We start from the raw sequence: 18,958 nt of genomic DNA on the forward strand, positions 1-18,958 counted from the left end.
TAACTAAATGAGTAGAGTCTGTGTGATAACCGGCGGTTCTTTCGGTATTGGCCGAGCGGTTGTTAATAAGTTTTTAGACCAAGGTTATTCTGTTGTTAATCTTGATTTGAAGCCATCTGATTTAGCCAAAGATCAGTCTGTTTATATTCAATGTGATGTTTCAGATCCGCAGCAAATAGATAGCGCTATTAAACAGATTAAAGAAAGTATAGGCCGCATTGATGTACTTGTGTCTAATGCCGGTGTGCATTTGTCTGCCTCTATTGAAAACACCTCAAATGCAGAGTTTGAGCGTGTAATGGGCATCAATGTGAAAGGTGCTTTTTACCTACTCAAAGCAGTATTACCTATTATGAAAGCACAGCAATCAGGCTCAATTGTTTTAGTTGGTTCTGATCAGTCGCTAGTTGGCAAGAAAAACTCGTTTGTTTATAACATGAGTAAAGCGGCTTTAGCTTCGATGGCGAAAACAACCGCATTAGATTATGCCACTTATGGTATTAGAGCGAATATAGTGTGCCCTGGCACTATTGAGACACCTTTATACCATCAGGCAATAGATCGCTATTGTGAACGTACGGGAGCCAATAAAGCAGCTATCCATGCAGAAGAGGCTGCGCTTCAACCTTTAGGTAGAATCGGTCAACCAGAAGAGGTTGCATCATTAATCGCTTTTTTAGGGAGCGATGAGGCTAAGTTTATTACCGGCAGTGCTCAGGTTATTGATGGTGGTTATACCGCACAATAATATATTCATCAGGCTTAGGGTGTTTTATGAGTAGAGTGATAGACCCCCATATTCACCTCATTGATTTACAGCAGGGCGATTATGGTTGGCTGCAGGCTGATCATCGGCTTCAGTGGCCAGGTAAAGAAAAAATCAGACGTAGTTTTTTTGAAGCAGACCTAGTGAGTAGCCAAGTAATGGAGCTTGCTGGTTTTGTGCATATAGAGGCCGGTTTTGATAATGCATCGCCTTGGCGTGAGTTGGAATGGCTAGAACAGCATTGCCAGCTACCCTTTAAAAGCGTGGCCTTTGCTGATTTAACATCCAATCACTTTCCTGCCCAATTAGATCGGTTAGCGCAATGTAAATCACTTGTGGGTATTCGTCATATTCTTGATGAACATGCTGAAACGATTTTAAATAATGAGCGTGTGGTTAAGCATTTATCCCTTATTGCTGAAAAAGGTCTGCTCTTTGAAGCTCAACTTTCATTAACTGATCGTTCTGCAGTTAAGCATTTAAATCAGGTTTTATATTCTGTTCCCAAGCTTAAGGTTGTTATTAATCATTGTGGATCATCAAATCAACTATCAGAAAGTTGGATGAACTCGGTTACTCTATTAGCACATCAGCCTAGGTGCTATATCAAATGTTCAGGGTGGGAGATGCGGAATGTTAATTGGACGTCAGAAGCAATAGAGCCCCTGATAAGGTTTGTTATTCGACAATTTGGTTTGAGCCGAGTGATGCTGGCTAGTAATTTCCCTGTATCAGAGCTTTCGTGTAGCTATTCAGAAGTATGGTCTCGGTATTTGCATGAGATGTCGTGGGAGGGTTTTGAACAGGAGATGCTTGTTTATGAAAATGCGAAACGTATATATGGTTTTGATTGAGACCTGTTTGTTATAAAAAAGGCTCATAAGTAAAATCTTATGAGCCTTTTTTCTTAAAAAATATCTAACTTATTTTATTTCCATTCTAGGTGAGCGCATAACGATCTCATCATTTAGCTCAATCCCTATACCTGGCGCTTCAGATACTTGGAAGAAGCCATCAATAGGTTGAGGGTCTTGAATACATAGTTCTCGATTCCATTTCTTAATAGCATAAGTGTGATGTTCATGAATTAAGAAGTTTGGAATAGCTGTTTCTAGGTGTAGTGAGGCCGCCGTTGCTACAGGGCCTCCACATACATGGGCTTGGATACGCACATCATATACATCTGCATAGTCACAAACTTTTTTGGTTTCGGTAAAGCCGCCGCATAAACCTATATCTGGTTGTAGTACATCTAGGCTTTGATCTTCTAAGTATGGGCGTACACCCCAGCGATTATAGAGACGCTCACCACCGGCAATAGGGACATTGACTTTGTCAGCTACCCGTTTATGCAGTTCCGAATTAAGGTAATTAACAGGCTCTTCAAAGTACATGCAGCGAGCTTCTTCAACAATTTCACCTAGCTGGATCGCTGTCGATGCACCTGGGAGGCTGTGGCATTCAAAGATAATATCGCCATCTTCCCCCATTACATCACGTATAGCCATTAGTCGCGCACGGAACATTTTCATGTCTTGATTACTAAACAGTTTAGTACGATCAAAATGGGTCTCCCCTTTGGCGTCGTACATAATAGGGTCTACTTTTACTGCATCGTAACCTTCCGCCATCGCTTTTTCTGCTGCTTTGGCATAATCTTCTGGATCGGTTAAGCGTGCGAAATCCTCATCCCAATCAAATTGTAACTGGCTAGCGTAAGTACGAAGCTTATCGTTAACTTTTCCGCCTAATAGCTGATAAACAGGTACACCTAAAGCTTTTCCTTTAATATCCCAAAGTGCGGTATCTATTGCGCTCATGGCTGAATAAATAATAGGTCCGCCACCTAAGCCCCAAAAACTACCGCGTAGCATTAAATTCCATAGATCTTCTGTTTGAAATGGATCCCTACCAATGAGCATCTCTTCTGCGAACTCTTTTATCATATGAGCTGCAGCGCTGTGACCAAGATCATAGGCTAAACCGGCTTCACCTACGCCACTAATGCCTTCATCTGTATGAATGCGAATAAAAACTGGGTTCCATACTGGACGATCTGGACAGTGGATATCAAAAATTTCTACGCGATTAATTTTCATTATTTAACCTTTTATAACAACTCTAAGCTACTTGTTATTTGAATTAGATAGGGGCATTAGGAAGCAAACGTCGGGTCAAGTCTGTAGGCTTTACGCAACATAGCAGGCCAAGATTTTTGCCCACCGGTTGAGCCTGAATGGACCACATTGGCTTGCTTTGAGATGCCTTCAACAATTTCAGGAGCAATATGAATAGCTTCTGCGCCAGTTGCTTGAATCATTAATTGTATTTCACAAGCACGTTGAAGATCATACATGCGCATAAACGCATCACCGACAGTGGGACCAAGGGTGAGTGCACCATGATTAGGGAGTAATAAGTGGTTATGTGTTCCTATATCACTTTGTAAGCGTTTTTTCTCTGCATGATCTACGGCAAGACCTTCATAACCATGATGGCCTAAAGAGGAGAGGGAGAAGCAAGCGTATTGAGAAAGAGGAAGCAGGCCTTCTTTAAGTGTTGATACTGCAATTGTCTCGTTCGTGTGGAGATGAATTACACAGTGAGCATCATCGCGGGCCTCATGGATAGCGCTATGGATAGTAAAACCTGCAGGGTTTATATTAAAAGGAGTCTCATCCAGAATTTTACCATCTAGATCGACTTTAACGAGATTAGAAGCGGTAACCTCATCAAAGCTTAGGCCGAAAGCATTGACTAAATAATGCCCAGTATTGGGCACTTTTGCAGAAATATGGGTATAAATTAGATCACCCCAACCCAAATTTTCTACCAAACGGTAGCATGCTGCTAAATTTATCCGAGTTTCCCACTCTTCTGGAGATACAGTGTTTTTAAGGTCTAATATAGGTGCTTCACACATGGTGCCCCCTAAAGGCTATTTATGCCGAGCTATTCAGTTTTTAAAATATTCAAAAAGGGAATTATACAGAGATTTTTGGAAGCATTGATGAGGAATAAAATTATTTATTTGGTAATAAGAACTATTTACATTTAGTGGTGTTTTAGTGATAATGGTTCTCATTGTCATTATTCGAACGGAGGTAAGTGTGAATACGCGTACTTTTAAATCAAGAATGGAGTTTCCGTTAATTGCGTTAACCGGTGCGAGTTTACTGGGCTTAATGTTTTTAGTTGTTTTGAATTAAATTCCATGACCATCATAAGGTACCGTCTGTGCGGTTAGTATGGGTGGTATTGGATATAGAGTAGTGAATGTTTTGGTTTAGGGAGAGGGGCTTTAAATTGTTTGAAGTACCTAAATTTAGGCGCTCCAGTGAGCGCCTTTGTAGTATGTATCTGCCTAAGGTCAATGGGTTAAGGTGTGGTTTTTAAATTCCGCATCCACCCATACCTCGTTTCTCTAAGTATTTTTGATGGTATTCCTCTGCAGGCCAAAAGGTTTCAGCGGGCACTATTGCTGTAACGCTTTTAGAGGGTAATAAACCGCTATTATCAAGTTTCTCTTTGCTTAATTCCGCGAATCTTTTTTGCTCTTCGTTGTGATAAAAAATAGCGGAACGGTATTGTGTTCCAATATCGGGACCTTGGCGGTTTAATGTGGTTGGGTTGTGTGCTGACCAGAAAGCATTTAACAGTTCTTCATAACTTGTTTCTTGTCTATCAAAGGTTACTTGAACTACCTCTGCATGGTTGGTATCCCCAGTACAGACGTCTTGATAGCTTGGATTTGAGTTATGGCCACCCATATAGCCGACTGCTGTACTGGTAACACCAGGGAGCTTTGAAAAGTGAAGTTCTATTCCCCAAAAGCAACCCGCTGCAAATGTTGCAATATTCATATGCTATTTCCTTCGTTTATGGCTAAGCCGTTTTAATACTGTAATCTGTTTGAGCTATTTCAGTAACAAAAAGTTCATCTTTGGTGCGGCGCAACAAATAGAGTGTGCTTTTTTGGTGCACTGATATAGTGTTTGATCTGTTTTATTTAGTTATACAGTAACTTTTATTAATTAACTAATTGATTTTAATGTAGTTTTATTTATTGGCATATACTGTGCTTTATAGGGTGTAGTTTAAAGAATTTCATTTTGTCCTAGGGGGAATTATTAATGATGAAATCAACTACGAAAACATTGATTGCTGCAGGTCTTTTGTCTGCTTCTGTTATGGCTGAAGCAGGTTTGTCTGCTAACATCGGCGCAATGAGCGACTACTACTTCCGTGGTACTGATCAGGGCGTTAATGGCGCAAGCATGATGGGTGGCTTGGATTATGACGCAGGTAATGGTATCTCTGTAGGTACTTGGGCTGCTTCATTGAACAATGGCGAGCAGGAGATTGATGTTTACGGTGGTTATGCCGGTGAAGTTGAAGACTTCTCTTACTACGTTGGCTATGCTGGTTACCTATATACAGAAGACGGCGCTACTGATTTCCATGAGATCAACTTTAACGTTGGCTACGGTCCTGTAAGCTTAGAATATACTGTGGGTACTGAAGACACTTCTGGTGGCACACCTGAGCTAGACTATACGTTCTTAGCGCTTACTGGCGAATATGAAGGTGCTTACCTTACATACGGTTCATTTGGCGATGATTACGATGGCGACTATTGGGAAATCGGTTACGGTGCTACTTATGAAGGTCTAGATATGGGCGTTGCTTATATCGATCCTGATAGCCAGATCGGTAGCGAAGACACTATTACTTTCTACATCAGCAAGACTTTCGACTTCTAAGTTTTGCACCTTGTTTGATTTTACATACTAGTATTAAGCCCGTCTTTGACGGGCTTTTTTTATGTCATTTTTAATGATAAAAAAACCGCGATAACCGCGGTTTTTTTGTGATAGTAAAAGCGTTAGCTTACCAGTGCGTCGAGCTTTTGCTTAAGTACACCTTGTACTTGGCCTGGGTTGGCTTTACCTTGAGACGCTTTCATGACTTGCCCCATAAAGAAGCCGATCATCTTGCCGCGTTTATCAGGTTCAGCGTTAACGTATTGCTCCACTTGTGGCGTATTGTTGGCGATGACTTCATCGACAATCTGTTCGATAGCGCCGCTGTCGGTAACTTGTTTTAAGCCTTTGGATTCGATGATCTCATCAGCGTTACCGCCTTCAGACCACATCACTTCAAATACTTGTTTAGCTATTTTTCCTGAAATAGTGTCGTCTTTAATACGTAGTAGTAATCCACCTAGCTGCTCTGCGTTAACTGGGCTGTTGGTGATATCCAGATCATGCTGATTAAGTAGTTTAGATAGTTCACCCATTACCCAGTTGGCTGCGAGTTTTGCATCGTTAGCGGTTTTTGCAATAACCTCGAAATAGGCTGCCATATTATGATCAGCAGACAGAACCATAGCATCGTATTCGCTGAGTTTATATTCTTCGATAAAGCGTGCTTTTCTGGCATCAGGGAGTTCAGGCAAGGTTTGACGTATTGCGTCAATGTAATCTTCATCAATAACAATAGGTAGAAGATCAGGGCAGGGGAAGTAGCGGTAATCGTTAGCTTCCTCTTTTGAGCGCATGGAGCGGGTTTCGTTTTTGTCCGCATCGTACAGGCGTGTTGCTTGTACTACACGTCCTCCATCTTCGATTAGATCAATTTGGCGTTCAATTTCACCCACAATGGCCTTTTCAATAAAGCGGAATGAGTTGATGTTTTTTGTCTCGGTACGCGTACCGTACTCTTCTTGGCCTTTCGGGCGAACGGAAACATTACAATCGCAACGGAAAGAACCCTCAGACATGTTGCCATTGCAGATGCCGAGGCTAGTGACTAGAGAGTGAATTTTGCGTACATAAGCGACCGCTTCTTCAGCGCTGCGCATGTCGGGTTCAGATACAATCTCAAGTAGTGGTGTGCCGGCGCGGTTGAGGTCTATGCCAGTCATACCAGGGAACTCATCATGTAGAGATTTACCTGCATCTTCTTCTAGGTGAGCTCTAGTTACACCGATACGTTTGGTCGTACCATCTTCCAGTGTGATATCAATATGGCCGATACCAACTATGGGGTGGAACAGTTGGCTAGTTTGGTAGCCTTTTGGTAGATCTGGATAAAAGTAGTTTTTACGATCAAATACAGATTTTCGTCCGATCTCAGCATCAACGGCGAGGCCGAATTTGACCGCCATTCGTAATGCTTCTTCATTAAATACCGGGAGTGTGCCAGGTAGCGCAAGGTCTACCGCGCACGCTTGTGTATTAGGTTCGGCGCCAAATGCAGTGCTGGCACCGGAAAAGATTTTGGATTTTGTGGCTAGTTGGGCGTGAATTTCTAGCCCGATTACCGCTTCCCATTCCATGATAATTAACCCCTCAGATGCCTTGTGGTGACTGTTTGTGCCAATCGGTTGCTAGTTGGAACTGGTGTGCAACATTTAGCAGTTTTTGTTCGGCAAAATAGTCGCCAATGATTTGTAACCCAGTGGGCAGACCATCAACGGTGCCGCATGGGATAGACATGCCTGGAAGGCCTGCTAGGTTGAGAGAGAGTGTGAAAATATCTTCCATGTACATTGCGACAGGGTCGGATGATTTTTCGCCTATCTTAAAGGCAGGGTGAGGTGTTGTCGGGCCCATAATAACATCGACTTCACTTAGTACCTTGCTAAAATCATCCCGAATAAGGCGACGGATCTGTTGGGCTTTATTGTAATAAGCATCATAAAAGCCTTCAGATAGGGCGTAAGCGCCCACCAATATTCTGCGTTTTACTTCAGGGCCAAAGCCTTCGCCTCGTGATCGCTTATATAAGTCTTCCAAATCTGTAGGATTTTCGCAGCGATAGCCGTAACGTACACCGTCAAAGCGAGATAGGTTTGAGGAGGCTTCTGCTGGCGCAATAATATAATAAGCGGGAATAGAGAGTGCTGTATTAGGTAGGCTAACCTCTTTAACGGTTGCTCCTAGTTTTTCAAACTCTTTGATGGCCGCTTGAGTCTGTGCTGCAATATCTGCGTTGATATCGCCGCTGAAGAACTCTTTAGGCAAGCCGATACGCAGGCCCTCAAGTGGTTTGTTGAGTTCTGCTGTGTAATCGGGTACGTCACGATCTGCTGACGTGGAATCGCGCTGATCAAACCCTGCCATCACATTTAACATGATAGCTGCATCTTCTGCTGTTTTAGTCATTGGGCCGCCTTGGTCCAATGAGGATGCAAAGGCGATCATGCCGTAACGTGAAACGCGGCCATAGGTTGGCTTTAGGCCTGTAATGCCACATAGAGCTGCTGGTTGGCGAATGGAACCACCAGTATCTGAGCCAGTCGCTGCGGGTGTTAGTTGGGCCGATACCGCTGCTGCTGATCCGCCTGATGAGCCACCGGGTACACAATCAGTATTCCATGGATTGCTGCATGGACCATAAAAGCTACTTTCATTAGATGAGCCCATGGCGAACTCATCCATATTTGTTTTGCCTAAAGTTACGGCCCCAGCTTGGTTAAACTTATCGACGATTGTTGCGTTGTAAGGTGAGATAAAGTTATCAAGCATTTTTGATGCGCAACTGGTGCGAACGCCTTGAGTGCAAAAGATGTCTTTGTGGGCGATAGGTAAGCCAGTGAAGGTGCCTGCATCACCTGCTGCAATCGTTGCATCAGCTTTAGCTGCTTGTTCTAGTGCAAGTTCATCTGTAACTGTGATAAAGCTATTGTATTTATCATCTTCAGCCTTGATGCGTGCAAGATAGGCTTGAGTCAGCTCAACGCTGCTGAATTGGCCGGTTTTTAGCCCTATTGCTAATTCGGCGAGTGTTTTGTCAAACATGGACTTCTTATCCTTTAAATGTATTCCTGATGGGTGAAGTGGTTGCTAATTACCGCTTTACTCAATCACTTTTGGAACGAGGAATAGGCCGTTTTCAACGGCGGGAGCGACCGATTGTAGAAGTTCACGCTGATTATCTTCGGTGACATTATCACTACGAAGACGTTGTACTGCGTCAAGTGGATGAGCCATAGGTAACACATCCGTTGTATCAACGGCTTGCATCTGGTCAACCAGATCTAAAATGTTTGACAAATTTTGCGCGTATTCAGGAGCGTCTTGTTCTTCAATTTGAAGTCGCGCCAGATGGGCGATTTTGTCCACATCAGTGCGGTCCAGAGACATAATTTACTCTCACTTTTTGAGGTGTTATCAATGAAAATAACAAAGGAAAAAAATAAAGGCATACGTTATCATATTGGTGCTGTATCCTGAAGGATAAATAAGTAAGTTATTTCGGTAGATTTACTTATTTACGCCTTGCTCAAAACGCGTGCCATTGTTAGAGTTACGTGTTTTCAGGATATAGCGGCTATACCTGCAGGATTTCTTAGGACTCCCTTTACATGTTAAAGAAAATTCGTGGTCTTTTTTCCAGTGATTTGTCTATAGACCTAGGCACAGCAAATACACTGATTTATGTTCGTGACAAAGATATCGTTCTTGATGAGCCTTCTGTTGTTGCGATACGGCAGACGGGTAATCAAAAATCTGTCGCTGCGGTCGGTGCAGACGCGAAGCGAATGTTAGGCCGAACTCCTGGCTCTATTACAGCCATCCGCCCAATGAAAGATGGTGTTATTGCAGATTTTCATGTTACAGAGAAAATGCTGCAATATTTTATTAGTAAAGTTCATGATACCAATTTCCTTACACCTAGCCCGCGGGTACTTGTGTGCGTTCCATGTAAATCTACACAAGTGGAACGTCGTGCTATTAAAGAATCGGCGATGGGTGCGGGTGCGCGCGAAGTTTATTTGATTGATGAGCCTATGGCTGCAGCTATTGGAGCCGGTTTGCCGGTGGATGAAGCGAGTGGCTCTATGGTGGTTGATATAGGTGGTGGTACCACTGAGATTGCAGTGATCTCGTTGAACGGGATTGTTTATGCAGATTCTGTCCGTTTGGGCGGAGATCGTTTTGATGAGTATATTGTTACTTATGTGCGCAGAAATTACGGCAGCTTAATTGGCGATTCAACGGCTGAGCGCATTAAGCAAGAGATTGGTACAGCTTATCCATCTACAGAGATGCATGAGATCGATGTGCGTGGACGTAATCTCGCTGAAGGTATTCCTCGTAGTTTTACATTGAATAGCAACGAAATATTAGAAGCCTTGCAAGAGCCTTTGTCTGCGATTGTTCAGGCAGTGAAAAGTGCCTTGGAACAGTGTCCTCCTGAATTGGCATCAGATATTGCTGAACGCGGTATTGTGTTAACGGGTGGTGGTGCGTTGTTGCGAAATATTGATCGTCTTATTAGTGAAGAAACTGGCTTGCCTGTGATTGTTGCAGAAGATCCTCTTACTTGTGTAGCACGTGGGGGCGGTCGTGCATTAGAGATGCTTGATAAGCATGGTTTTGAGCTGGTAAGTCATGATTAACTTATGCCAGATGTTAGTGTCTTAATTTTTATATCCCGCCTCCTATGTGCGAGGGCTCGCCAGGAGGTGGGTTATTAAATCTATATTTCGCGGACGGTCTTCTGGTCGCCGCTTCCTTCTTCTTATTGTTATTGCGTTTGCTCTTATGGCTGCGGATCTCTATTCCGCAAAAGTAAGGGAAAGCCGTGCCTATCTCTCTCTTTTGTTGACTCCGTTACAATGGGTTATTGATGTGCCAAGCCGGTTTGCTGGTGAGGTCTCCGATATTGTGGTTGATAGGAGTTTACTGGTAAAAGAAAACGCCAAACTTAAGTCTGAAGCCTTATTGCTTGAACGTAAAGTTCAGCAAAATGATGCCCTATGGCTTGAAAATAATAGATTGCGTGAGTTACTTAAAGGTAGTCACAGAGTTGATGAAGAGGTTCAACTTGTTGAGCTTATTGGTGTCAACCCAGATCCATTCCAGCATCAGGTGATTATTAATCGCGGTAGTGAAAATAATGTAGTGCTGGGTCAGCCAATTCTCGATGCGGGTGGTGTAATGGGTCAAGTCACTGAGATCTCTTACTATACCAGTCGAGTTATGCTGATCACTGATGCAAGGCATGCCTTGCCAGTTGAAATTAATCGCAATGGATTCCGGACTATAGCTATAGGTAAAGGGGAGCTCGATGAGTTGGAATTGGATCATGTGCCCGATACCGCGGATATTCAAGAAAATGATTTAGTGATTACTTCGGGCCTAGGTGGACGCTTTCCTAGAGGTTACCCTGTGGCTATAGTTTCTGAAGTTATACGTGATCCGGGTCAGCAGTTTGCTCGGGTACGCATTAAACCAACCGCTCTACTGGATAAATCTCGACATCTCCTCCTGGTTAATATGCCAGAGATTCCCGTTGTGCCAGCTGATGCACAGCCAGAAAATGAAGTCACAGCCTCAGAGGAGGAGCAGTGAATTCTGGTGCTCCAGCTCCTAGCGGTGGTGGCGGATTGATTATATTAGCCACTTTTCTTGTGGGTTTGATGCTCAGTCAAATTCCGTTACCTTATTATCTTGAATGGGCTCGTCCAGAATGGGTCGCTATGATATTGATCTATTGGGTGATGGCTCTTCCGCATCGCGTGGGAATGGGAGTCGCTTTTTTTCTAGGTCTTTTTCTGGATGTGATTAAGGGGAGTGTGCTTGGATTAAATGCCCTTTCGTTAACGATCATCGCCTTTTTGACATTGTTATTGCACCAGCGTTTACGGATGTTTCCTGTCGTGCAGCAAGCACTGATGGTGATGGTGCTAGTGGGTATCAATCAGTTATTATTTCATTGGATGCAGGCTTTCACTGGATATACGGGTGATAACCTGATTTTCCTCCTTCCTTGTCTTATTAGTGCTGTATTATGGCCATGGTTGTTTGTGGTTTTACGCGGTATTCGTCGTCTATTCCGGATTAAATAAAATATTTGAGGCTATAAAGTGAAACTAGTACTTGCTTCTGCTTCCCCAAGACGAAAAGAGTTGTTGGCGCAGATTGGTGTGCAGTTTGACGTTAGTCCTGTTGATATTTGTGAAGATGTTAAACCTGGTGAGCAACCTGTACCTTATGTAAAAAGAGTCGCATTAGCTAAAGCGCAAGCTGGATACGATAAGGTTGAGCAGCAACGGGCTGTTTTGGGGGCGGATACCACGGTTGTTTTAGATGGTAATATAATCGGTAAGCCACAAAATAAAACGGATGCTGTTAATATATTGATGAGTCTATCGGGTAGGACTCATCAGGTTATTACTGCCGTTGCTGTAGTGTGTAGAGAACAAATCTATAGTTGTGTGGTCACAACCCGTGTGAAATTTAGAACACTTTCTCGAGAAGAGTGTGATCGGTATTGGGAAACCGGGGAGCCGACAGATAAAGCAGGCTCATATGGAATCCAAGGTTTGGGTGCTATATTTGTTGACAGCATTGAGGGTAGTTATTCCGCTGTTGTAGGTTTGCCTTTATCTGAAACGGCAGAATTGTTGAAATTGGCAGACGTAGAAATCTGGCATACATAAAGATATTTAAGGAACAGTCATGGGCGAAGAGATTTTAATCAACTTCACACCAATGGAAACCCGAGTTGCTGTGATTGAAAACGGTATGCCTCAAGAGGTCTACATCGAAAGAGTTCACCGCCGCGGTATTGTGGGTAATATATATCAGGGGAAGGTTGTTAGAGTACTTCCGGGAATGCAGGCTGCCTTTGTTGATATTGGATTGGAGCGCGCTGCATTTATTCATGTTGAAGAAGTTTTGGCTCAGAATGTAACGCCTGAAGAAAAAAGTAATGCGTCAATTGCGATGGTGTTACGGGAAGGGCAAGCACTGCTGGTACAGGTTACTAAAGACCCTATTGGTACTAAAGGCGCAAGATTAACAACTCATTTATCTTTGCCGTCTCGATATTTGGTTTGTATGCCTGGAAATGAGCATATCGGTGTTTCTCAGCGTATTGAGGATGTAGAAGAGCGTGATCGGTTGCGCAGTATAGTTCAAACTTTATCAGAGACTGATGAGGCTGAAGAACCGACAGGCTTTATTCTTCGTACTGTTGCTGAAGGTGCTGCTGAGGCAGAGCTGGCCGAAGATATACAGTTTTTACGCCGCTTGTGGGATTCGATCAAAGTTAAAATAAAATCTGCAAAAGCCCCTAGCGTTATTTATGAGGATCTTCCTCTTAATATGCGCGCTTTGCGCGATATGGCTCATGGTGGCCTAGAAAAAATCCGTATTGACTCACGAGAAACTTTTCAGAAAGCTCAGGATTTTGTTAATGCCCTCGTGCCAGAGGTTGCAGGTAAATTAGAATACTATCCGGGTGAACGACCTATTTTTGATCTGTTCAATGTTGAAGAGGAGATTCAAAAAGCGCTGGGGCGGAAAGTAGAGCTTAAGTCAGGTGGGTACTTAATTTTTGATCAGACAGAAGCGATGACAACGGTTGATATTAATACTGGAGCTTTTGTTGGGCATAGAAACCTAGAAGAGACTATTTTTAAGACGAACTTGGAAGCGGCAACAGCAATTGGTCGTCAGCTGCGGTTACGTAATCTGGGTGGCATTATTATTATCGATTTTATTGATATGGAAGACTCAGATCACCAGCGCCAAGTTTTAAGAACCTTAGAACGGGTTTTAGAAAAAGATCATGCAAAATGTAAGCTGACGGGTGTGTCTGATTTAGGACTTGTTGAAATGACGCGTAAGCGGACTAGAGAGAGTCTTGAGCAGGTTTTATGCGATGTGTGTATTGAGTGCCAAGGGCGAGGGTCAATTAAGACCCCAGAAACCGTTTGTTATGAGATTTTCCGTGAAATTTTAAGACAGCATCGAGCTTATGATACCGATAGTTATTTGGTTTTGGCTGCGCAGGCGGTTGTTGATTATCTGTTAGATGATGCTTCAAATCATGTGGCGGAGCTTGAATCATTTATTAGTAAGACCATTCGCTTTCAAGTTGAGCCTATGTATAACGCGGAAAGTTTTGATGTTGTTTTGCGATAGTAGGTATAGATAGTGAAACGTCATGCTCATTCAGTCATGTGGTTCCTTTATTGGCTGCTGGCTTTTTTGTGCGCGCTTTTAGCCTGTGCAAGTATTGTATTAAAAGTATTGGTTGATGATATAAGCCTATACCGTCAAGACGTAGAGGCTTTTCTTTCTTCTCAACTTAATGCAACAGTTCATATAGCCGACCTTCAAGGTCGTTGGGATGGGTGGCAACCTGTTGTTTCTATAGATGGTTTGTCAGTAGATAGGCTTGCAGATCAACCTGAGTTATCTTTTGCGTTGCTACGTGGGGATATAAAGTTTGATCCAGCAGCGTCAATTCGTGCTTTTACTCTTATATTTTCACAACTTGACCTCAATAGTATGACTTTGAGATATGACCTTTCTCAAGAGGTGGCTACTGGGGAGCAAGATCAAGCGAGTGGTAATAAAGTTGATGGGACTGACCTAACTAAAATTGAACTCCCTCATTCAGGTTTTCTAGCTTTCTTGCTACAGCAAAGCTCCATCAATATGAGCGATACCCGTATTGTATTGCAGCCTAAGCATGGTGATGCGGTATCAGTCGCACCGATCCAGCTTAGCCTTCAGCATGATGGTGTGCTCCATCAGCTGAAAGTTGATGCTGATTTAGTTTCTACGTCAGGACAAGCATCGCTTAAATTTCTTGCTGAAGTTGAAGGAAATCCCTCAAAAAAAGCGGTCGATTTTTATCTTAAGTTTGAGGGTGTAGATGAGCAATTGCTCAATCCTTGGCTTAACCTTGGTGATATTCAACTGGAGAGTTTGAGTGGGGCTCAGGAGATATGGGGGCAGTCTTATCGTGGTCGCTTAACCTACCTCACCGGTAGAACATTAATTCAGAATTTTAAATACCAAGACTATGCTTTAGAGCAGTTTACTGTACAGACGGCATTAAATCGTCGCGATCGTGGCTATCAGTTACAAATTACTGACTTTCAAATTGATAGTGTGGAAAGTGGTATTGAGATACCTAAGATTAGTTTAGATTTTGAGCGTGAAGGCTACCTCGTTAAACCACGGAGCTTAATGGTTGATAAAATAGAGCTGGCTTCTACATTTGATTGGTTACTTAAAAAGCCGTTTCTTCCTGAAGAGGCTCAATCTGCTTTTTCTGGCCTCGCACCCGTAGGTACGGTCAAAAATATTTTGGTTTCTTGGCCCACCTCCGCTGAGTTGAACGATTTTGAACTAGCGGCTGATCTCGAGAATGTTGGTATTAATGCTTGGACTGATGTTCCTGAGATAAAAGGCATTAATGGCCTACTGAAGGTTAACCGAGTAGGAGGTGAAATTCACTTAAAAAGTAGTGATTTCTTAATGCATTATCCCACCTTATTCGAACAAGCATGGGATTATAATGATGCAGAAGGCGTTATTGGTTGGCGCTTTGAAGACAAAGGAATAGTGGTTGCTTCCCAGCTTTTGAATCTAGCTAATGATAAGTTATCAGCGGCAGGACGCTTTAGTCTTTATCTTCCCTTTGATCGAGATGAGCAGCCGTTACTTAATTTACAGATAGGTTTGCAAGGCGCTGATGGTCTACAGGCAAAGTATTATATCCCGCCTAAAGAGGTTGGACTTGAAACTTATGAGTGGCTTGTTAAAGCGATTCAACAAGGGGAGATTAAGCGGGCTGGTTTTGTTTTAAATGGTGTTACCCGTGCACGGTTGTCCGATTATCAGCTACCGACAGTTCAGTTGTTTTTTGATCTAGAGGATGCCTCTTTTGAATACCAGCCAGGCTGGCCTGCGATTAAAAAAGCGGATGGTTTTATCTATTTCCGTAATGGTGAGCTGGTGGCTGAAGCGGCAGGTGGCAATATTTATGATTCTGCTTTGAATTTTGCTTGGATTCATCTACCTCAATCTTCAGATAAGTTATTTGTCACAGGATCGGTCGACGGTGATGCTATAGATTTACAGCGTTTATTAACTGAAAGTGATTTAAGAACTGAGATAGGTGATGACTTTAATGATTGGACACTATCTGGACCTATAAGTACGTTAGTTAATTTAAATTTACCTTTAGCTGGTAAATCTGAGCCGCAGGTTTTTGTGAAATCGGATATCAAACAAGGCCGCTTCCAATCGGTAAAGGATAAGATCAGTTTCAGTAAAATAAATGGCGTCATTAATTATGATTATAGTATCGGCCTTTCGTCGGGTCCGTTAAAAGCTGAGCTATTTGAGCAGCCGGTTACCGCTAATATATCCTCACGTTTGATTTCGAATAAAGTTAAGAAAACTGAAGTGAGTATTGATGGTCGTGTTAATGCTGACTATCTAGCGAATTGGCTTGATTCTGATTTCTTATCTTTATTGCAGGGACCACTTACATACAATGCCCGTTTGGATCTTTGTCCTGGCAAAGTTTGTAATCAGTTGGTTATCAAGAGCGATTTAAAGGGAACGCAAATTAACGCGTTCCCGCCATTAAGTAAAACTAAAACACAAACCATGCCGTTAACTGTGGTCAGTGATCTTGGTCTTACTTATGCGGATGATCGTAGTGTTATACGTTTGAATTTAGCGGACCAGTTAAGAGGCGTGCTGATTAATAATGATAAGGGACTTGAGCGTGCTAGGTTTAGTTTAGGGGGAGAAAAGCCAGAGATACCGGAAGAGGCTGGTATTTGGGTTGATGGAACTCTTGCTGATCTTGATTATGCTCAGCTCGATGGGTTTTTATCGGGTTTAGGGTTTAATGGAAAGTCGGAGAAAAGCGGAGCTCAGTCTAGTAGTTTAGCGGGGAGTAAACTGAAGCAAGTTGAGCTCTCGTTGTCCCGTTTTAGTGCGGGAGGCTTTGATCTCAATAATCTCTCCCTCTCTTTGAAACCTGAACCTTTAGGTTGGATGTTGCGCGCTCAAAGCCAAGAACTTACGGGTGGATTGTGGCTGCCCAATGATGAAGGCAGTCCTTATAAGGTAGAGTTGTTAGAGCTAAGACTGAACCGTGATGAGTCGGATACTGAAGCTGAAGATGAGCCCCTTCCTGAATCTGTTGATATAGATCCTGCATCGATCCCTTTGGTAGATTTTAATATTAAAAAACTGTTTATTGGCAGTAAGCCATTGGGCAGTTGGTCTTTTAAATTAAGACCTTATGAAAATGATATTCGACTTGAAGATATACAAGCGGATATACATGGGGCCGAGGTGCGTGGGGGATTGCGCTGGGTCTCGGGTGATAACGAGGTTTCCGATCTTACACTTAAACTCAATAGCAGTAATTTTAGTCAGGTGCTCAAGGCGCTTGATGTGAAAGCGATTGAGACAAAAAGTTTAGATTCCTATCTTCAACTATCCTGGAATCATGCTCCTTGGGCGTTTGATATAGCGGACGCAAATGGCGAACTACAATTTACAGCCAAGCAAGGGCGTATTTTGGATGTAGGTAAGTCGGGTAATATTTTACGCGTGTTCGGTATATTAAACCTTCAATCCTTGGGGCGTCGATTAAGATTGGATTTTACCGATCTAGTTGAAAGTGGTGTTGCTTTTGATGAGATGAAAGCCAGCTATAAGATCAAGCAAGGTATAGCTCATACATCTTCACCTTTTGTTATGACGGGACCTTCGGCCAATATGGTGATGCAAGGTAGTTTAAACTTAGTCAATGAAACAGTGGATAAAGATATCGAGGTGGCTTTACCTGTGACTGGCAATATTCCATTAGTCAGTGTTTTGCTCGGTGCACCTCAAGTGGCGGGGGCAGTTTTTCTTTTTGATAAGCTGATAGGTGATCCACTCGCTAAGTTTACTACCGTAAAATACCATTTGTCCGGTGATTGGGGCGACCCTTCAATTGTGATTGATGATGGTAAAGCGACTAAGCCTGCCAATACAAATACACCAGCGGTAATGGATAATGATCATGGCTAAAGTGGCTGTAGCTCAGATGGTATCGGGAGAGGTGTTAGCCGATAATTTGGCAACAGTCGCGCAGCTAGCTGAAGAAGCGGCGTCCGCATCAGCTAAACTTTTACTCCTTCCTGAAAATTTTGCGTTGTTAGATTCCAAAGCCCTTGTCTCTTTAGCGCGAGAGGAGGTGAGTAGTGGCAATATACAGAAGACAATTGCTAGCCTAGCAAAAAAACATAATTTGTGGATTATCGCAGGCAGCGTACCTCTATTATCGCGTTCGGGCGATAAGGTCTATGCCAGTTGTTTAGTGTTTAATGAGTTAGGGGTTCAAGTCGGTCGCTACGATAAAATACACCTCTTCGATGTAGATGTGGAGGATCGGCATAGTAGTTATCGCGAGTCTGATTTCATCGAAGCAGGAGACCAACTTGTTGTGGTTGATAGTCCGTTTGGAAAAATAGGGTTGTCTATCTGTTATGACCTTCGTTTCCCTGAGCATTATCAAAAACTGCGAGGCTTAGGTGCAGAGATACTTGTTGTACCCTCGGCATTTACCTATGTGACCGGTGAGGCGCACTGGGAGGTTTTGCTACGAGCCCGAGGGATTGAAACCCAATGTTATGTACTTGCAGCGAATCAAGGTGGTAAGCACTCAGAAACGCGCTCTAGCTGGGGGCATAGTATGATTGTTGATCCTTGGGGTGAAGTCTTAGCTTTGCGGGAAAGTATAGGGAAGGGGATTGTGCTGGCCGATATCAATCTGCCTATGCTGCATAAGCGACGAGAGGCAATGCCCGTTATGCAGCACAGAAAAACGGCTGGTTTCTAAGCGCCAGCCACTTCACGTAGGTATTTAAAAAGCTTTCTGGCTGCTGCTGGTGGCTTTTGTAATTCCAACTCTTTTTTAGCATTTCGAATTAGCTGACGTAAATGTTGTACATCGGCACTTGGGTTCTCGTTTATATATTCTTGAAGTGCACTATTGTCTTCAGTAACAAGTCGATCTCTCCAGCGCTCCAATTTATGGAAGGTTTGAGTGTGTGCTTGTTGGCCGGCTTCATACAGGCCTAAATCATGCTCAATCTTATCGGTATCTTCTGTGCGCATTATTTTACCGATATATTGCAGATGCCTTTTCTGAGCACCATTTGACTTAATGCGATGAAACTCTTCGATGGCTAGATGTAAGCGTTCATCTAACTTCATCTTTTCTAGTTGTTCTTTATTAAGCTTTGTAAGGCGCGCACCTAATGCTTGCAGGGCATGCATTTGGCGTTTTGCTTCTGTTTTGCTTAACTCTTCATCTTGGTCATTTAGATGAGAGGATGAAAATTTTGCGTTATCGCTCATGAGT

17 protein-coding genes are annotated in these 18,958 nt (G+C 43.0%); 10 read left to right on the top strand and 7 right to left on the bottom strand.

All coding sequences use genetic code 11. The features are described 5' to 3' along the window. The first annotated feature begins 7 nt into the window (after nucleotides 1–7). Nucleotides 8–748 carry an SDR family NAD(P)-dependent oxidoreductase gene (locus Q4486_RS08295; protein ID WP_303415697.1) on the top strand — a complete coding sequence of 247 codons (741 nt, stop codon included), beginning with the start codon at nucleotides 8–10 and terminating at the stop codon, nucleotides 746–748. Between the two features lie 26 nt (nucleotides 749–774). After that, nucleotides 775–1,620: an amidohydrolase gene (locus Q4486_RS08300; protein WP_303519043.1), complete on the top strand. Its 846-nt coding sequence runs from the start codon at nucleotides 775–777 to the stop codon at nucleotides 1,618–1,620. 69 nt (nucleotides 1,621–1,689) lie between these two features. Here the strand turns inward: Q4486_RS08300 and Q4486_RS08305 are convergent, their stop codons facing one another. The 3 genes from Q4486_RS08305 to msrA all read right to left on the bottom strand — a co-directional run bounded on the left by Q4486_RS08305 (nucleotide 1,690) and on the right by msrA (nucleotide 4,629). Continuing rightward, nucleotides 1,690–2,865 carry a mandelate racemase/muconate lactonizing enzyme family protein gene (locus Q4486_RS08305; RefSeq protein ID WP_303519044.1) on the bottom strand — a complete coding sequence of 392 codons (1,176 nt, stop codon included), beginning with the start codon at nucleotides 2,863–2,865 and terminating at the stop codon, nucleotides 1,690–1,692. A gap of 56 nt (nucleotides 2,866–2,921) precedes the next feature. Then, on the bottom strand, nucleotides 2,922–3,689 hold the full coding sequence (locus Q4486_RS08310; protein WP_303519045.1) for a class II aldolase/adducin family protein: 768 nt from the start codon (nucleotides 3,687–3,689) through the stop codon (nucleotides 2,922–2,924). A 469-nt stretch (nucleotides 3,690–4,158) separates the two neighbouring features. After that, on the bottom strand, nucleotides 4,159–4,629 hold the full coding sequence (gene msrA / locus Q4486_RS08315; RefSeq protein WP_303519047.1) for a peptide-methionine (S)-S-oxide reductase MsrA: 471 nt from the start codon (nucleotides 4,627–4,629) through the stop codon (nucleotides 4,159–4,161). Between the two features lie 270 nt (nucleotides 4,630–4,899). Between msrA and Q4486_RS08320 the strand changes: the two genes are divergently transcribed. Continuing rightward, nucleotides 4,900–5,529 (top strand): TorF family putative porin, encoded by a 630-nt coding sequence (locus Q4486_RS08320; RefSeq protein ID WP_303415691.1) that lies wholly within the window; start codon nucleotides 4,900–4,902, stop codon nucleotides 5,527–5,529. Between the two features lie 122 nt (nucleotides 5,530–5,651). Here the strand turns inward: Q4486_RS08320 and gatB are convergent, their stop codons facing one another. The 3 genes from gatB to gatC are packed head-to-tail and all read right to left on the bottom strand — an operon-like array spanning nucleotide 5,652 to nucleotide 8,916. Beyond that, complete coding sequence (gene gatB / locus Q4486_RS08325) at nucleotides 5,652–7,106, bottom strand: Asp-tRNA(Asn)/Glu-tRNA(Gln) amidotransferase subunit GatB (protein ID WP_303519048.1); 1,455 nt, start codon at nucleotides 7,104–7,106, stop codon at nucleotides 5,652–5,654. Between the two features lie 13 nt (nucleotides 7,107–7,119). Beyond that, the gene (gene gatA, locus Q4486_RS08330) at nucleotides 7,120–8,571 is read right to left on the bottom strand and encodes an Asp-tRNA(Asn)/Glu-tRNA(Gln) amidotransferase subunit GatA (RefSeq protein WP_303519049.1); all 1,452 of its coding nucleotides are present in this window, start codon (nucleotides 8,569–8,571) and stop codon (nucleotides 7,120–7,122) included. A gap of 57 nt (nucleotides 8,572–8,628) precedes the next feature. Beyond that, the gene (gene gatC, locus Q4486_RS08335; protein WP_303415688.1) at nucleotides 8,629–8,916 is read right to left on the bottom strand and encodes an Asp-tRNA(Asn)/Glu-tRNA(Gln) amidotransferase subunit GatC; all 288 of its coding nucleotides are present in this window, start codon (nucleotides 8,914–8,916) and stop codon (nucleotides 8,629–8,631) included. A gap of 221 nt (nucleotides 8,917–9,137) precedes the next feature. Here gatC and Q4486_RS08340 point away from each other — a divergent pair, with 221 nt between their 5' ends. The 7 genes from Q4486_RS08340 to Q4486_RS08370 are packed head-to-tail and all read left to right on the top strand — an operon-like array spanning nucleotide 9,138 to nucleotide 18,433. Next, the gene (locus tag Q4486_RS08340) at nucleotides 9,138–10,175 is read left to right on the top strand and encodes a rod shape-determining protein (RefSeq protein WP_067868972.1); all 1,038 of its coding nucleotides are present in this window, start codon (nucleotides 9,138–9,140) and stop codon (nucleotides 10,173–10,175) included. A 46-nt stretch (nucleotides 10,176–10,221) separates the two neighbouring features. Further along, nucleotides 10,222–11,130: a rod shape-determining protein MreC gene (gene mreC, locus Q4486_RS08345; protein ID WP_303519050.1), complete on the top strand. Its 909-nt coding sequence runs from the start codon at nucleotides 10,222–10,224 to the stop codon at nucleotides 11,128–11,130. Next, entirely contained in the window at nucleotides 11,127–11,627 is a 501-nt protein-coding gene (gene mreD, locus Q4486_RS08350; protein ID WP_067868965.1) for a rod shape-determining protein MreD, read from the top strand. The genes mreC and mreD overlap by 4 nt, the downstream gene beginning before the upstream one ends. 18 nt (nucleotides 11,628–11,645) lie before the next feature. Further along, nucleotides 11,646–12,221, top strand: coding sequence for a nucleoside triphosphate pyrophosphatase (locus Q4486_RS08355; RefSeq protein WP_303519051.1), 576 nt, complete (start codon nucleotides 11,646–11,648; stop codon nucleotides 12,219–12,221). A gap of 19 nt (nucleotides 12,222–12,240) precedes the next feature. Further along, nucleotides 12,241–13,710 (top strand): ribonuclease G, encoded by a 1,470-nt coding sequence (gene rng, locus Q4486_RS08360; protein WP_303415685.1) that lies wholly within the window; start codon nucleotides 12,241–12,243, stop codon nucleotides 13,708–13,710. Between the two features lie 12 nt (nucleotides 13,711–13,722). Then, complete coding sequence (locus Q4486_RS08365) at nucleotides 13,723–17,622, top strand: YhdP family protein (RefSeq protein WP_303519052.1); 3,900 nt, start codon at nucleotides 13,723–13,725, stop codon at nucleotides 17,620–17,622. Then, entirely contained in the window at nucleotides 17,615–18,433 is an 819-nt protein-coding gene (locus Q4486_RS08370; protein WP_303519053.1) for a carbon-nitrogen hydrolase family protein, read from the top strand. The genes Q4486_RS08365 and Q4486_RS08370 overlap by 8 nt, the downstream gene beginning before the upstream one ends. Here the strand turns inward: Q4486_RS08370 and yjgA are convergent. Beyond that, a complete protein-coding gene (yjgA, locus tag Q4486_RS08375; RefSeq protein WP_303415682.1) occupies nucleotides 18,430–18,954 on the bottom strand; it encodes a ribosome biogenesis factor YjgA in 525 nt (174 codons plus the stop codon). The two genes, Q4486_RS08370 and yjgA, sit on opposite strands and share 4 nt — an antisense overlap. Nucleotides 18,955–18,958: the final 4 nt, after the last annotated feature.

The organism is Neptuniibacter sp. 2_MG-2023 (assembly GCF_030547495.1).
GTDB lineage: Bacteria > Pseudomonadota > Gammaproteobacteria > Pseudomonadales > Balneatricaceae > Neptuniibacter.